Source organism: Xiashengella succiniciproducens (genome assembly GCF_023674465.1).
Classification (GTDB): domain Bacteria; phylum Bacteroidota; class Bacteroidia; order Bacteroidales; family Marinilabiliaceae; genus Geofilum; species Geofilum succiniciproducens.
On record NZ_CP098400.1, the window covers coordinates 2,409,235 to 2,425,940 of the forward strand.

9 protein-coding genes are annotated in these 16,706 nt (G+C 42.1%); all 9 read right to left on the bottom strand.

Translation table 11 applies throughout. The features are described from left to right. Positions 1 to 29: 29 nt before the first annotated feature. The 9 genes from M9189_RS10045 to M9189_RS10085 all read right to left on the bottom strand — a co-directional run bounded on the left by M9189_RS10045 (position 30) and on the right by M9189_RS10085 (position 16,698). Positions 30 to 2,579: a glycosyl hydrolase 115 family protein gene (locus M9189_RS10045; protein ID WP_250722886.1), complete on the bottom strand. Its 2,550-nt coding sequence runs from the start codon at positions 2,577 to 2,579 to the stop codon at positions 30 to 32. 56 nt (positions 2,580 to 2,635) lie between these two features. Then, positions 2,636 to 3,577, bottom strand: a complete 942-nt coding sequence (locus M9189_RS10050; RefSeq protein ID WP_250722888.1) for a poly(ethylene terephthalate) hydrolase family protein — start codon at positions 3,575 to 3,577, stop codon at positions 2,636 to 2,638. Between the two features lie 8 nt (positions 3,578 to 3,585). Further along, the gene (locus M9189_RS10055) at positions 3,586 to 4,425 is read right to left on the bottom strand and encodes a sialate O-acetylesterase (protein ID WP_250722890.1); all 840 of its coding nucleotides are present in this window, start codon (positions 4,423 to 4,425) and stop codon (positions 3,586 to 3,588) included. A gap of 194 nt (positions 4,426 to 4,619) precedes the next feature. After that, positions 4,620 to 6,728, bottom strand: coding sequence for a glycoside hydrolase family protein (locus tag M9189_RS10060; RefSeq protein WP_250722892.1), 2,109 nt, complete (start codon positions 6,726 to 6,728; stop codon positions 4,620 to 4,622). Positions 6,729 to 6,863: 135 nt separating this feature from the next. Beyond that, entirely contained in the window at positions 6,864 to 9,044 is a 2,181-nt protein-coding gene (locus tag M9189_RS10065; protein WP_250722894.1) for an endo-1,4-beta-xylanase, read from the bottom strand. A 16-nt stretch (positions 9,045 to 9,060) separates the two neighbouring features. After that, entirely contained in the window at positions 9,061 to 10,110 is a 1,050-nt protein-coding gene (locus M9189_RS10070; protein WP_250722896.1) for a DUF5627 domain-containing protein, read from the bottom strand. 23 nt (positions 10,111 to 10,133) lie between these two features. Further along, the gene (locus M9189_RS10075) at positions 10,134 to 11,933 is read right to left on the bottom strand and encodes a RagB/SusD family nutrient uptake outer membrane protein (RefSeq protein WP_250722898.1); all 1,800 of its coding nucleotides are present in this window, start codon (positions 11,931 to 11,933) and stop codon (positions 10,134 to 10,136) included. 30 nt (positions 11,934 to 11,963) lie between these two features. Continuing rightward, entirely contained in the window at positions 11,964 to 14,795 is a 2,832-nt protein-coding gene (locus M9189_RS10080) for a SusC/RagA family TonB-linked outer membrane protein (RefSeq protein ID WP_250722900.1), read from the bottom strand. 28 nt (positions 14,796 to 14,823) lie between these two features. Next, positions 14,824 to 16,698 carry a RagB/SusD family nutrient uptake outer membrane protein gene (locus tag M9189_RS10085; protein WP_250722902.1) on the bottom strand — a complete coding sequence of 625 codons (1,875 nt, stop codon included), beginning with the start codon at positions 16,696 to 16,698 and terminating at the stop codon, positions 14,824 to 14,826. Between the last annotated feature and the right edge of the window lie 8 nt (positions 16,699 to 16,706).

The following is a 16,706-nucleotide window of genomic DNA, read 5'->3' on the forward strand; positions in this document are numbered from 1 at the left end:
ATCGAGCGATCCCATGGACTTACTAGAAATTACAACTCCCTTTTTGAAGGAGACTCGTTCATAAACAGATAGGATGGCTTATATCCTCCAAAATCTACAACGATTTTCTCGAATACAATACCCGGGTCAAGGGGAGAAAGAGTAAGGATATGTGTTCCGTCTTCAGAAGCTGGAACGTCAAGTTCTACCTTTTTTTCAACCACACGGCTTGCTACCGTAGGATAAAAAACAGAATAGATGTTCTCGGGTTTTTCGTTAAGGTCTGAGTTAAAATTGACTGTTACAGCTTCTCCTCCGTCAAGTGCTACGTTGTACCTGTGTCCGTCAAGGTTCCTGAAAGCCAATGTAGATTTAACTACCACACGAACAGTAACCTTTGTGACACCTTCGGGCAACTTCATCTTATAGGAAAGTGCAGCTCCATCAGTGTTTTTTGTATAAGGCATCAGTGCCATACCACTAAGCGTGCGTCCCATATATGGAATGCAAGTCCACTCGGTTTCCGGAGCGTTAACAGCCTTGAAATAGTGTTCGGCCTCAATGGCTACATAGCCGTTGGAAGGTTCAAACACATAGCTACCCACGGCCTTTTCAGGCTCGGATATTCGGTAAATCTCAGGTAACTTGTCAGCTGGGAAATTATCATTCCAGGTAGTATAACCAATCTTCTTCTGGGTCATCATACCATCCCACTTACCACCCGACATAACCTTGTTGTAGTCGTATCCCAGTTCGGCATCCCTCTTGAAAGTACGCTCAACATTGTCGGCCCAGAAGTTGGCTGCAGGATTGTTTTCTGCATACAGCTTATGGTTCATAGCTTGTGAATAGTACATCTCATACAGGTTGGCCAGAGCCTGAACCGGATAAAGAATAATCTGCTTGTAAGCATCCCTGTATTCCGGCTTGAGAGTCAGATACTGACGCAGAGCCTCAGCCTCCAGTTTGATAAACTCATCCACAACTTGCTTCCACTCACCTGTTTCCAGGTTGTATGTACGTCTGTCGAGCATTTCTGGAGTTACCCTTCCTGCATACTTGCTGTACAGGTTAAGGATACGGGCTGCTTCCTGAGCCTGATCTGCACCAAACTGCTGAGCGCAGAAGTTGTACACATGGTCAAGCAGGTTGTCAACTGTATAGCTTTTCGGATCCCATGCCATGTCGAGGAACAGTGTGATAGGATACTCCATAGGTTTAAGGTCACCAACATTGAGCACCCACAACTTATCTACCCCGTAATCGTATGTCAGTTGAAGCTGTTCCCACATATTTTGCACAGGAGTAACATTAAGCCACTTTGTATTACGTGGAGCTCCTACATAGTCAACGTGATAGTACAAACCCCAACCACCGGGATGCTTGCGCTCCTCAGCATTGGGCAGACGACGCACATTACCCCAGTTGTCATCACATAGCAGAATAATTACATCATCCGGCACACGCATACCATTATCGTAGTAGTCCAGCACCTCCTTATACAAGGCCCATAATTGAGGAGTCTCACTTGCTGGGCGTCCTGTAACATCTTCGATAATTGCCCTCTGATTCCTTACAATGCGTTCCAGCAATTGAACATCAGTCTCGTCTGACATGGCTTCGTCACCGTCACCACGCATACCAATAGTGATGATATCATCCTTGCCTTTTACACGCTCAATACCCTCACGGAAGAATTCATCGATTCTTTCCTGATTGGTCTTATAGTTCCATACGCCATTCCCGTCCCTGTTGCGTACCCACTCCTGATGGTTGCGGGCCATCGGTTCATGGTGAGATGTTCCGATTACCACACCCATTTCATGAGCCAAATTACTGTTCATCGGGTCATCAGCATAGAAAGCCCAGCCCCACATAGCAGGCCACAGGTAGTTGCCCTTAAGGCGAAGGATCAATTCAAATACTCTTTCATAAAAGTCACGTCCACCGAAATCAGTACCGTAATAGTTTTTTACCCATCCGGTAAGACAGGGAGCTTCGTCGTTAAGAAAGATCCCTCTGTACTGAACCTTTGGAGAGTCCTGAAGATAACGTCCTTCGCTGACAAACAGCGAAGGACTTTTACTAACAGGGACATCAGCCCACCAATACCATGGTGAAACCCCAATATTTTCAGAAACATCATAAACTCCATAGATAGTGCCTCTACGGTCACTACCGGCAATTACCAGATTACCGTCAACGGTCTGGATAATATATGCTTCCCACTTACCATTGATCGCTGAAACATCCAGTTTGCCAGCATCAACAAGCTGATCAATAAGTTTGCTTGAACCTAGTGTTCCTACTAATATAGCACCCTTAGGGGCCTTTACCTTTTGAACAACTTTTGGCCTGGCACCGCTTACATTCGCAATATCACCTGCAAGAGAGGTTACAGCCCTTAAGACACCCGGCTGATCGGCAGGATCCACGTAAATAGGAGCAGCCTTTCCTCCTGCAGCAATCTCAAAGGAGGCTCCTGACTTCTCTTTTGTGATGTACTGCAGTCCCTGCTTATGTAATGCTCTTGCAAACAATCCGCTTGCAGGAATCAGTATCATAAGTCCCAGAAGTATACATCTCAATTCTCTTCTCATCACCAATAACGTTTATATATTCTAAAATTATGCTCTCCTTTAAAAGGAAACTGATCTTAAAGATTCTTCTTGTTGATAGTCCATACTTCCGAGCTTTCCAGGCCACAAGGACTTCCGGTAAATAGGCTTCCGGCTTCCTCATCCCCCTTAAGCTGCCACTTGTACCATGCAGTAGCAACAACTGCAAATTCACCACCATGAGGCTGACGGTAAGTACCACCATGACCTACGTCCATGTTGGCAACAAAAACTGGAACATGGTTGATTCTTTCGAAGTCATCCATACCATTGTTGTATGCGATATCGCTTTCACCACCGAGCAAGTACAGTACAGGAGTATGAATTTTCTCAAGTTGATCCTTAGTAAGCCCCGGCATTCCACCCATTCCGGCATTTGGAGAAGGAAGAATACCACTATTGAAAACACCGATAGTTGTCAATCTTGGATCAGCAGCAACTTCAAGAGTTTGAAGACCACCGCAGGACATACCGCTTACAGCAATTTTTTCAACATCAACCTTGTTGTAGAAAGGACTATTTTCATCACTGTTTTGTGCTATAATCCAGTCAATAGCATCAAGCAGCTGCTGGGAAGTAGACCTATCATAAGTGGGCTGATCATCTGTTTCAGGCATTGGTCCGTTTGCAATCACGATAAATCCGTGAGAAGCTACTTCAGAAAGGAAGTTAAGGTGTTCCCATGGCGAATTTGCACAAGCACCATTACCCCAGGCAATAATAGGAAGCTTCTCCTCATTGCCAAAAGGAGTTAAATCAGCGGGCCTGAATATAGTATTTGATGGAAGAGTGCTATCGGTATACATAATAGCGCTGTATAATCCGGTTCCACCGTCTTCAACAACCTTGTAATTGGCTGGCATTACAGGTTCAACTGGCTCATTGCTCTTTTGAGTTTTGGATGCACAGGCTGCCATTACAGAAATCACGAGCACACCAGACAGCATCACTTTCATGAGATTAAGTAAGGAACTTTTCATATTCTGTATTATTTAGAGTTCATAAGTGAAAGCATCATTTCAGCATATCTCTTACCAAGCATTCTATACCCTTCAGCAGAGAAGTGCAGACCATCAGGCATACCGGGGCATCCTTCTGAAGACACGACATGGGCGTTAGGAATTGCCTCAGGAAGTGTAGCAATAAACTCATTGAATGGAGCGCATCTGCCACCAAACTCAGCACTAAGCAGTTCGCCAGCAATCAACGGAGTTTCTTCAGCCTTCAGGTTAAGATCTGCCAACAGATTATTGTAAATATCACTTACTTTCTTAGTCCATAGTGAGTCATTAGGATTGGACTCTCCCTGATGCATCAGGATACCCTTGATAACACCACCATCAGCCTGAGCTTGCTTGGCGAGCTCGACAAGTCTGCCATAAGGATTGCCACCGTAGTTATTGATCCAGTTTAGCATCCAAACAGGGGCAGTTTCTACGTAAGATTCATAGTTTTCCTTGTCAAAAAGCTCAATTCTGCATCCTCCCACAGATACATTGATTACACCTACCTTGATGTGTTCAGGAAGGTTTTCTACCATAGTACGTCCGAAATAATCGGCAGGTGAAAGACCTGACCTACAGTCACTAATTGGCGGGGTAGCAGTGTACCACTTACCCATTTCCCTTCCCAGGTCTGGACAATCCATAGTACTCATTACCTGGAAGCGCGCATCAACTACAGAATCCTGAGCTTCAGCAGGAGTTGCGCCTTGCATATTTGATTGACCGAAACAGAGGTAAACGTGCAGTTCAGGCTCTGGAGTATTAGAACGGCAGCCAAAGAGGAATAAGCCGCCAATCAATAGGAATTTAAGTTTTGCAATCATAAGGAAAAGTTTACAAAATCAGAATGTTAAATTATTGTAGATAAATGGGTCAAACCGGGAAGGCATAAGAATTCTTATCCCGGCAGACTACCTCACAAGATAGGGGTTTTTCCTTAAAATCTATAAAAAAATAAGATCAATGTACTCAGGGCCTTAAGGCCCTGAGTGACATTGATCAATCAAGTTGAAGGATTTTAGTTCTTCTCGAAAACGACCTGGTAAGTTTTTACAACGCCGTTATAATCAAATACCACTTCAGCAGTACCTTCAACAGACTCTGCCTGAGTGACCTTTATCTTAACATCCTTATTATCGCATGAAGCAGTTACCTTTGGCTTCTTAGTGCCATCAACTGTAGCCTTGGCTTCATACAGACCGTAATGTGTCAGTCCATTGAAATCAGTTGACCTTACAGGAGTCTTGGGCAATTCAATTTCAGTGCCGTTGACAGCTATGCTGACTTGTGGAACAACAGGTCTTTCGATAGCCTTGAATTTAGAGCTGAAGCCAAGTCCAGCGATCTCACAAAGCTCTTCTTCGGTATCAGCCTCAGCAACCAGGAAGATTGCATGTTTCTTGTCGAGGTTGTCAACAAACTGTGCAACATCAACAGTAAACCTGGTTACTTCCTGTGCAGCATTTTCAGGAACTACAATCTCGCCGATCTTGGTACCTTTCCATGTTTCATTGGCCCATGGGCCATCAAGCCAGATATTGATCTTGAATGACTTGTCAGTGCGTGGCGCAAGGAAGAGATTGAAAGCTGTTTCATTACCTTCTTTGGTTCCTTCAAAGGCCTTAAGACCCTTTGTATCCTGATCAAGACCTCCGAAACCGAAGTATTTGTAACCAATGATGTGTCCATTCCTTACCTTTTCAATAGGCATATGGTTATCCCAAATATCCCATGAATCACCTTGAATACTTACATCAGAAAGATATGCGGCATAACCTGCAGAATAATATCTGTAAGGATCCAGACCGAAGATATGGAAACCTTCAGAAGTAACTTCTGCACCAGTATATACATTACCATTGTTATCCTTAGCTACCCATGTGTTGTCTTCTGAATATGGATCATAGCCAGTAATAACAACCTTTCCGCCTTCAGCAACAGATGCTTCATCCCACTCAACCTTTACAGGAGCCACAACAGCTTGACGGGCAAAACCGAAGTTACGTGGTGGTCTGTGATAAAATACATACCACTGGTCGTTGATTTGTTGAAGACTACCGTGAGTATTGTGTCCACCGTTGGTAATTTGCAGACCACTTCCATCTTCATTTACAACGATACCACGTGAATCAACCAATACACCACCAGCCTTCCATGGACCTAGCGGAGAATCAGCATATGCATATCTCAGTGTAGAGTTGCTGCTTGGCATTCCATAGTCAGGACCTGAATAACCACTGAAAACGGTAACAAACTTATTACCTACCTGACGGATAGAAGATGCTTCAAAGAAGTTGAAGCCCCTTGGATCCTGACCTGGGAACAGGCTTGGATATTCAGTACCTTCCGGATCCCTGATTTCACCATACCTGGTACTTGCAGGCAGGAAGCGACCAATAATCTCTGTACCTGGACGAAGTGAATACATGGTGTTTTGATCAAGCTGAGCAGCCAATGATCTTTGAAAACCCCAGTAGCCATATGCCCTGAAACCAATTTCATAATCAGGATCATCTGGATCAGTAACATATTCTACGAAGATAGCAGGGTCAAACCCAAGAATACTGCCATCAACAGTTCTGCTTCCATCTTCAGTCAGGTTGATAGGAGTAAAAGGCCCATCAGGACGGCTTCCCTTCGCAACCATAGGTTCCCTGTTGGGACCACGACTGTGTGGATACAGATAATATTCTTTTGTTCCATCTTTGCGTATTACCTCTACCAGGTCAGGGGCGTACATAACATCCCACTTACCATCATGCTCATAGGTAAATATTGGGCCTTCATCCCTCCACTGGGTAAGATCTTCCACGGGGGCTGACCACATTCTGATATCTGGACCACAATAGCTGGTATATCTCAAATCGTGAGATCCAATAATATAGGCCCTGAATTTGCCTGGATTGTCAGGGTCTTCGAAAACCCTTGGTTCACCGTCGGGAAGGTGTTCCCACAATGGCAGGTAAGGGTTACCCGGCATTGTATGAACGAAGCGTTCCGACACCGGCTTTTGCCCGCCGTCGTAGCTCTCAACCTGTCCTGAATTGCATCCGGTGGTACTGAACGCTAGAGCAGCCCCAAGAAGGACAACTCCGGAACTTTTAACCATGTTACCGATACTACTCATAAGATTTTTAGTTAATAATTAAAGAAAATTCCTCTACTAAATACGTAAAGCATACAAAGCTACATCTTTTTGTTTAGCAAAAAAAAGGGGCAAGGCACTGGTATCCCTTGCCCCTTTCGGAAAGCAAATACTTAATTACTTTCCGGCCAGCCCGTCAGCAAAACCTGCATATGTGTGCTTACGCTTGGTATTTTGTGACCAGAGACCAGTCGGCTCGCCACCTCTCCATGAAGAGTTGGCAGGACTGTCAATTGGACACCACAATGTAATACCTGCACGTTGAGAAGCTGGGATAATCTCAAAATACTTAGTGAGAATAAAATTATAGTAATCACTCATTAGTCTGTGATGTTGCTCTGTAAGTTCACCAGATTTGAGTGTTGTACCTGTAGCATCTACGATACCCATGTCAAGTTCAGTAATTCTAACAAGCTTTCCAGTTTCAGCCATTAGCTCAAACATCTTAACGATATGAGCTTCCTTGCTTGCCTGAATTGCTTGATCCATGTAGTAAGAGATGTGCATTTGTGTACCGATACCATCGATAACAGTCTCCCCGTCTGATTCCCATCTTTCAATCCAGTGGATCAGACTCTTAAGCTTATGATTGTCATCCCAGTCTGACTCCAGATTGTAGTCATTGACAAAAAGCTTCATATCAGCAGGACCATACTGACGTGCAAGCTTAACGGCCAGACGTACATAGTCATCGCCCAAATAATCACCCCAATAGAAGTTATTCTTGGCATCATCAGCAGATACATTCTTAGCTGCCCACAGGTCATAGAATCCATCACCATCTGTATCAGTACCAGAAACCGGTTCGTTTACAACATCCCAATGCTTAACATAACCATCAGTAGCTGTCATCATACCTGAGATCCAGTTTTCAAGAGCCCATGATAGAGTATCAGCCTTTTCTTCCGGAGTAAGTGGCATAGTGTTGCCCTTTTCTTCTTTTTCCCAAACAATGTTTGCAAAGTAGTATGTTACCTCAGTTTTATTAACGTTCAGGTTGAAGGCTATTGTCTTCATACCGTTACCTTCAGCAGGAATGGAACTAATAGCTTCATAATACTGCCACTCAGTGGTGAATTGAGGATTCTGAGGAAGCATGGCATAATGCATGTAACCGCCCGGTTCTCCATGACATTGTGTCTCAGAAGCGGCTGCAGCAGAAGCTTTGTACCAGAAAGAAATTCTATACTTTTCACCTGCTTCCCATGTCTTGTCGGGTGTGTAAATAAAGAACTGCGTGTCCCAAGAATTTGCAGGATCTGCAATGGAAGTGATCTTAATCGCATTCGTTCCATCAGGACCCTCACCTTCGAGAATAGCACCGGGAACATCACCTTTACCCTTCTCGCGAACAATGAAGTTATCCATTGAACCGCCAACCAGCATTTCACTGTTCTCAATCTGGTTGACGTAGTAAACTACCGAGGGAGCTTCTGAGTGACTAACTTTAACCCACTTTATTTGAAGCTCACCATCAAAACCACCAGGTTGAAAGACAACAAACGAAGATTCAGTTGTAATGGTATTGAATGTAACTGATTGCTCTTCCCATTCAGTACTAACCATTATAGGTATCTCGGTAGTAGCTCCCCAGTTACCCATCTGCACATTGAATGTTCCCTCTTTAGATGATTTCATCAGGGCTGTGACTTTATATTCCCTGCCTGGAACAGTAGAGATACCATCTACTACGAAATACTGATACCATTCACCGGGATGATTACTAACAAGCACTCCGTCAATAATATCAGGTTTATAACCCATTACATAAAATGGGAATTCAGTCATAGTAGAAAAGTCTGTTTGCTTATCCAGTACATCCAGTTTTGCATCAGGATCCACAGGAATCTCTCTGTCAGCTATTAGTGAATTAAGATACTTCGTGTTTTGTTGCGCATGCCATAGTAGAGTATGACCATAAATCTCAATACCCGCCTCTTTAGCCGCACTAACAAATTGCATAACAGTACCAAAGTTCATGGCACCGTTATCTCCAACCACAGAAGCATATTTCATAGCATTACCGGCAGTAATCATATCAAAGTTCTCATTAATCAACCTATAGTTGCTTCCTTTTTGGATATAATCACTAGCAGTAACTCCAGCACCCAATTTAAAAATTGGATTTGAGCTTCTATCTACGTATGATTTCAATGCATCATAATCGTTAAGATACTCCAGCTCTGCAACAGAACCTGGCTTATCAACAGCTATGTTCTCGATATCATCATCCGCACATGAAGCTGCAAACATCGATAAGAAGATGAATGCTCCTAAAATCTTAAATGTATGTTTCATTTTTCAGGATTTAAGCTTATTCTATAATTTGTGTGTCAAACCATTCGGATTTAACACCCCTGTCACGAACCACAAGCGTATCTTCAATCTCAAAGGTTACATCAGCAAACTCGATGGTGTAATCAAGATAAAGAGCATCCCTATCCTGACGACCCCAGCTGTTCTTTTCACCTTTTTCAACATAACGACCCGTACCTGTTGCGGTAATACCTGGAGTTTCTGATGTGACAGTACACTCACCCTGAGCATTAAATGTCAATATTAGGGTACATGAACGAGCTTCGTCATTGTGATCACGACCGGTAAATTCCCATGCGATACTATTGAGGCTTCTGGTAGTGATTTTGTCAACAACTTCGTCTCTTTCAACATAGTCAGCCTGTCTTGTCAAGGTAACAGGTTGTCCTCCAGCAGGAGTAATAACATCTTTGCCCCTGCGCAGATAGTTTGCATCATACTGATTGATGTACTTCACTGCATACATGATGTAATCCTTTGGAACTACATCCCAGTGTTCAGGGTTAGTCCGACTAGCATTAGGAATCAATGCCTTACCTGATAGAATTGAGTCAGCATTTACAACACTTGTCATAACAACTGGTATAACATAATTTGTTGTCAATGCCTTCGGATCAGCGAAGAATGCATCTGTTAGCTGAACAGTAACTCCACCTATAACTGATCCCTTTTTAATAACAATCTTGTCACTCAAAAGCGTATAATAGTTACTAGGCATAGCCAATACAGGTACATCCGGATCAGTTGCTGCTTTCTTTTTAAATATCAATCCATCAACTAATGAATTGTCAACAGCAATACCAATCTCAACATTCTTCTTGTTAGCATATACACCACCCATAGTAGCCATTATCTGAACCTTATGTTCATTGTCAAGGCTGGTGTCATAAACATCCTCGCCCAGAACAACTGTACGTACAGGACTCTGATAGGCAAAATATACGGTAGTATAATCGAAATCGGGGAAATCCCAATCTCCATTCTCGCAGGAAGTAAACACACTGCTTACTAACGCCGTAATAAATGCTATAAATAATATCCTTTTCATTTTCAGTCTTATTTTATTCATGGCTACCATCCTCTATTTTGAACCAGTTCACTGAATTTGTTAACCTCACCAAAGGGAATGGGTCCGTAATACATATGTTCCTTGTATGCGCGACGTTCAACATCGATTACTTCATAGGTAGTACCGGAAATCCTAACACCCTTTGCAGTTTCAGTCAGTTTTTCCATTGGCACCTTCCAACGACGCAAATCCCAGAAACGGACTCCTTCAAAACAAAGCTCTAAACGACGCTCATTACGAATCAATTCACGCATAGCATCTTTGTCATCCTTAATGGATTCAAGATATACATCACCTCCGGTAATACCAGCCCTTACACGAATAGCCTTAACTACATCATAAGCAGTAAAACCATGTCCATTTGGATCTGATGTTGGGCCCCATGCTTCATTTGCAGCTTCTGCATAACCTAAGAATAGTTCAGTGTAACGAATGAACGGTTTGTACTTCCATCCATTATTGGTTGAACTTGGATTGGCATTAACAACAGGATTCATAAGCTTCCTCAGATAATACCCTGTTCTGGTAGAAGTCTCAATCTTATTAATACCATTATTATCAGGAGAATCAGCGCTGGTGTTGATAATTGTATTATTCGTACCTGCTGTACTTCCATTATAAATGATATACCTGCTTAAACGAGGATCCCTATTTGCATATGGATTGTTGGGATCGTAATTGGAACTGGCATGGTTAATAGGGTAACCATTAATAGTTGGGAATGCATCAACCAGGTTTTGCGTAGGATTGATTCTACCACTACCAAATAATGTTGGAGGATAGTTGTCACGCTCCAGATTTGCATTCTGCTCCTTATTACTTCTCCAAAGGATTTCCTTGGGATTCTGACCAGCCTTAAGATTGTTGATGGCATTATTATCCTTATACCATTCACCTCCACTGGGGTCAATATTTCCAACAGGATTTGAGCCTAAACCAGTAATTAAAGCCTCAGCCATATAATTAGCAGCATCTTCCCAATCAATACCTGAACCTTCAGAATATGCAGGACTAGCAGCTAGTAAGGCAGCCTGAGCACGAATTGCTCTTGCAATTTTAGCACTCATCCTGTTCTTGACGTTGTCTCCAAATATTCTTGTGTATACGTCGGCTTTGATTCCACGATCTCTATACTTTGCAGGAACGTCAACATCCTTCTCAACATTACCAAAGTCTTCTGGCAAATAAAGGATTGCTGAATCAACATCAGCAAAAAGTCTCTTTATGCAATCCTCAAAAGAATCCCTTGGAACATTGAACTCAGTGTTATATAGATCTTCTGGTTCAGTTACAATTGGAATACCTAATAATTTACCGTCTGCTGCAGATGGGCCTGCATGGTGCAGCAATAAGTGGTACATATAAAGTGCACGCATACCATAAGCATCTCCTTTAAAGCGCTCTTTGAACAATTGAGATGCTAGAGGATCATCTGCCCAATGTACATCATCAACAATAGCCAAAAACTGATTCAGATATTGCCATGAAGCACGAAGATACTGCCATCTGTCCATTGGATTATATGTTGCACTCCAGGCACCTGTGCTCATCAGTCGATAATTGTTGCTCGGCAGGTTTGATACGGCGTCATCAGTAGCCACGTCATTAAATGACCATGATCCAAGAGGATTACTGATATACGCATGACCTAGTAGTCCCAATGCCCAGGAAGGCATCTCCTTCAGGTCTTCGCCTACTTTGTGGTTTTCAATAGCCGGCTCAAATAAATCCTCGCACCCGGTAGAGAAAACAAGTGACAAAGCAAACAGCGTAATTATAGATGATTTTATTATTTTCTTCATAACTATATACGTTTTATACTGAATACACCGTTAAAAGCTACCCTTTAGACCAATATTGTAGAAACGAGTCTGAGGTGTACTTCCGACATTTCTTTCAAGATGCTCACGTTCCTTTGAGATAGTCAAAAGGTTGTATGCACTCACGTACACACTTAGACCATTAACAAATGTTCCTTGGAAAACTGTTTCGGGGATCTGATAGCTCAACTGAACCTGAGATAGGTTAACCCTATCAGTTTTATATAACCAGAAATCCGAATTACGGAAGTTGTTTGCACCAGTTTCAGTTGTTAGTCTTGGATATGTTGCAACATCTTTTGTCGCTTCGGTCCAACGTCCACGTACTACTTCACTATATTTTGAATCACCGTATATCCAGTAGTAAGAACCATTCTTAAATCCTTTGCCACCAAAGAATCCGTCAGCCATAGCAAAGAATGTGAAATTGCGATATTTTGCAGTAAAGTTAATTCCTAAACGTGTTGGAGTATCCCAACGGCCAAGATAAACCTGGTCATTGTCGTCGATAATACCATCACCATTTTGGTCCTTATAGCGGATATCACCGGGACGAATTACACCACCAAAGACCTGAGTAGGGGCTTCTTCGATTTCTTGTTGACTATTGAAGAAACCTATAGCTTCCAATCCCCACAAACCATTAACATGACGACCAACAGCGGTTTGATAATCATATGCTATGTTTTCATCTCTTCTGGCAGCCTCAACCACTGAGTGCATTCCACTTACTCCAAGTGTCATATCAAGTTCACCAACACTCTTATTCACATATACACTGAAGTCAAATCCTGAACGATCATCAATATTATAATTCAGATATGGAAGAATTGATGAAGTAGGATATCCAACCTGTGTAAAGTAGTTGGGATACTTAGAATGTGGTAATGTGATATTTCCATCCATCTTACCAACAAAATAGTTGAAGTCAAAGCTCAGAGCTTTCTCCCAGAGTGAACCACGCAGACCGACATTCAACTCCTTACGTTTTATATAAGTCAGATCCGGGTTTTCTCCACGCTGAAACTCTGTTGCAGCTTCACCTCCAAGGTCACCCCAGCTATACCATCCTCCTCTTTGAACAACTTGCTTGTACAGATAATAACCCATCTCATTTCCATCTGCTGCAATATCCATATCATGGCTGATAATACCACCTGACACTGTCAGCATCAAATCATCAAATGCCGAATTGCTTAAGAATGCCTCATTAACAGGACGCCATCCCAATGTAACAGTCGGAGAAAATCCAAGTCTGTTGTCCTTTGGAAATTTAGCTGAATAAGGTAGCGCTGCGCTAAAGTCAACATAGTACTTGTGTGAAAGGTTGTATGCTAATTGCATTCCAAGGTTTGCATTTGACAGTCTGTGATATTCACCGTCAAATGTCCTTTGCCATGCATTCGCAACTACCATCGCAAAGATATTGTGCTGATCGTTTAAAGTCTTGCTATAGTCAAACTGACCGTTAAAGTTATAAGTATAACGATATGTTTGATAATTAATACGCTCAGTATCAGCCTTTCTGTCAACTCCATAAATAGCCAAACTACTTATTCTGTCCACTCCACCATAATTATTCCATGAAGGAGCATATACAGCATAGGTATTTTCATATGCCTGCTCATAAATAGTAGCGTAGTCGATGCCATAATTAGCCCTAAAGAATAAACCGTCCAGAATTGAACGTAGGTTAAAGTCAAATCCGGTATTAAACTGGAACTGACGGCTAACATAGGTAGCTTCACCTGCAGCATAAGCAGCAGCAATAGGGTTAGTTGTTTGCTGCTGAGTACCACCGAGGAAATACTTACCATCAATGATATTACCACTTGCATTTACTGCATCCCATGACGGACGGTCATTTTCATCAAGCATGGAAAGTGGAATCAATGGAGCTACCCTATTCGGACGAAGAGAGGCAGCATTACTCCACCAACTGGTTCTGGCAGCTTTTGAATTATAGAAAGTTACATTGGCGTCGGTCTTCACCTTAATGTTCTCATGCAACTTCATATCAATATTACCACGGGCAAAGAACCTGTTTACATTGTCATCAGCAGCATTACCTACATCAAGTAATGTTCCTTCGCGAAAATATCCTGCAGATGTATAGTACTGAACTCTTTCATTACCACCTGTTATTTCAGCAATACCTTCTGAACGATTATACATGTCCTTCAGGAATTCAGAAGAGTACATATTCAAGTCAGGATAACGATAGATATTAGTTCTCTGAGAAGTAAAGTAAATATCTTCCTGAGAATACATAGGATCCTTACCATCATTTACCATTGCTTCGTTGTACAGTGTCATATACTCAGATGCTCCCAGGTATTTAGGAAAAGACTTGGGTACGTGAACACCAGTATTAACACGAACACTAATTGTTGGATCACTGACAGTACCACGCTTGGTTGTAATCATCACTACACCCTTGGCAGCCTTACTACCATATAGAGCTACAGCTGATACACCCTTTAAAATGGTAATCTGATCAATTTCAGTAGGAAGTACATTGTTGGCGTCACGAACCATACCATCAACTACAACCAACATATCATTCATTCCCCAGATATTGCCGTTAATACCTCCTACAAGGTTTTCAACAAAAGCAAAACTGGTTAATGTATAAGCCTTCTTAGTCATTTCGTCAACATCGATAACAGAAATACCTCCCATAAGGTCTTTCTCATCTATCGTCCGAAATGCAACCTCGACTTTTTTTCCAACTGCATCGCTATTCAATTCTTCAGAATCTATTTCATTAACCTGCGCAGATAGCTGAAGAATATTAAAAGATAGCCCGATACATATTGCAAGACCATTAAATATATGTTTCATTTTTAGTCTATTTTATATTCTCAAGATTTTACCAACCCGGGTTTTGTCCAAACCCTTCGTACATGCTAACGTCAGATGTCTTGATGGGAAGCCAGTAATGTCTCTCAATCAAATTGCGAGTTATAATAATTTCTTCATCCCAACCTACGACTCTGTTTTCCCTTGGATCAACATCTTTGTTAAGCGGCTCAGCCCTGTCAAACAGCTGTCTGGTCTTAATATTATAAGGATAAACTGTTAACAAGCGCCAACGGCGAAGGTCATTAAAACGATGTCCTTCAAATGAAAGCTCTACAGCACGCTCACGAATCAGCTCTTTCATAAAAGTGCTTAAAGATCCGGTTAGTGAACTATGTACTTCACCAACACCAGCACGTGCTCTAATTGTATTTATTGCCTCAACGGCTGTTTTTGAAAACTTAGGAGATTTTCCATTTGCTCCACCATATCCCTGAGCAGCAGCTTCGGCATACATTAAGTAAACATCAGCAAGACGCATCCATGACAAATGCAAGTGACTACCATGGCTATAGCCAATGCCTGAATCAAACTTGTTTGCAGTAAGAGGAATAAACTTATAGTTCAAATAGCCTGTCCTACTTCCGATTTGTGGATCAATATAGTTACCATTTGTATATAAGTGAGCATATTGGTGCTCTTTACTCAATGAGTCAGTTGCATTTGTAATAACCTTTACACCATCATATACAAAGTTCTTGTAAAATCTAGGGTCTCTATTCTTCCATGGGTACTCAGGATCAAAATCAGTATCAGGGTGATCCAACGGGAGTCCGCTAGCCATACCAAAATAGTTTACATAGTTGGCAGCAGGAGCTAGAACGATACCGTCACCTTCAGAAATCTTCTGATATTGATATGAGTTCATCTGTCTCCAGTATGAATCAGCACCATAGGTTGGGCTTCTGATAATCGCCTCTTTTTCACCAGGCATTCTCCATCCCTGATCATTTGTATAAAATAAGTTTGAATACTTGTCAAAAGTTGCGAGCTCATATTGTGTCTGACCACTTTCAACCAAAGCAAGAACTTCACCCAAAGCATCTGCAGCAAGTTTCGCTAACTCTACATCATATGATCCATCCTGCAGAGCATTTGTAGTTTTACCTGCCATCAATGGACTAGCTGCATAGAGATATGTTTTTCCCATCATAGCCATAGCCCAGATTTTATTGGCACGCAGCTCGTTATTACCATAAGTAACACTACCGGTACTTGTATTGTCCCAGTTTACTGGCAATAGCTCAGCAGCTTTCTGGAAATCAGCGGCCATCTTTAAAGCGTTCTCCCTGTATGACTCACGAGGCAAACGTAATGGCTGATCACTTGGAAGAACTGTTTCAACATAAGGCATTCCTCCCCAATACTGAGTGATTTGGAAATAGAACCATCCTCTTAGGAAGTAAAGTTGGCCTTCAATAAAATCTCTCTGCTCCTGAGTGGCGTCAATTAACAAACCATCTTCAATAGCTTTAAGACCAAGATTTGCAGTTCTGATACCATGCCATCCACCTCCCCAAATAGATTTTGCAAAGCGGTCACCTCCAGCACTCCAGTTTCTGTCAAGGAAGCAATCTCCCTTACCGATATGGTTACGATAGTTACCTCTATCAATACTGTGACCCATCAGATATTCACCATTACCAATTGTAATGACTTCATCTTCTCCCCAGTTAAATGAACTAACCCAATAATGCTTGGCAAGATCAGGGTTCAGATGGTACATACGTTCAACAAACCCCTGAAAATTACGGAAGTTCTTGAACGCATCTTCCGGGGCAATAACTGATTCCGGTGCCTTGTCCAGATAGTCTGTACAAGCACTAACACCCACAACGAGTGTTACAGCTATACCATATAGATATTTAACTATATTTTTCTTCATTGCCTTCA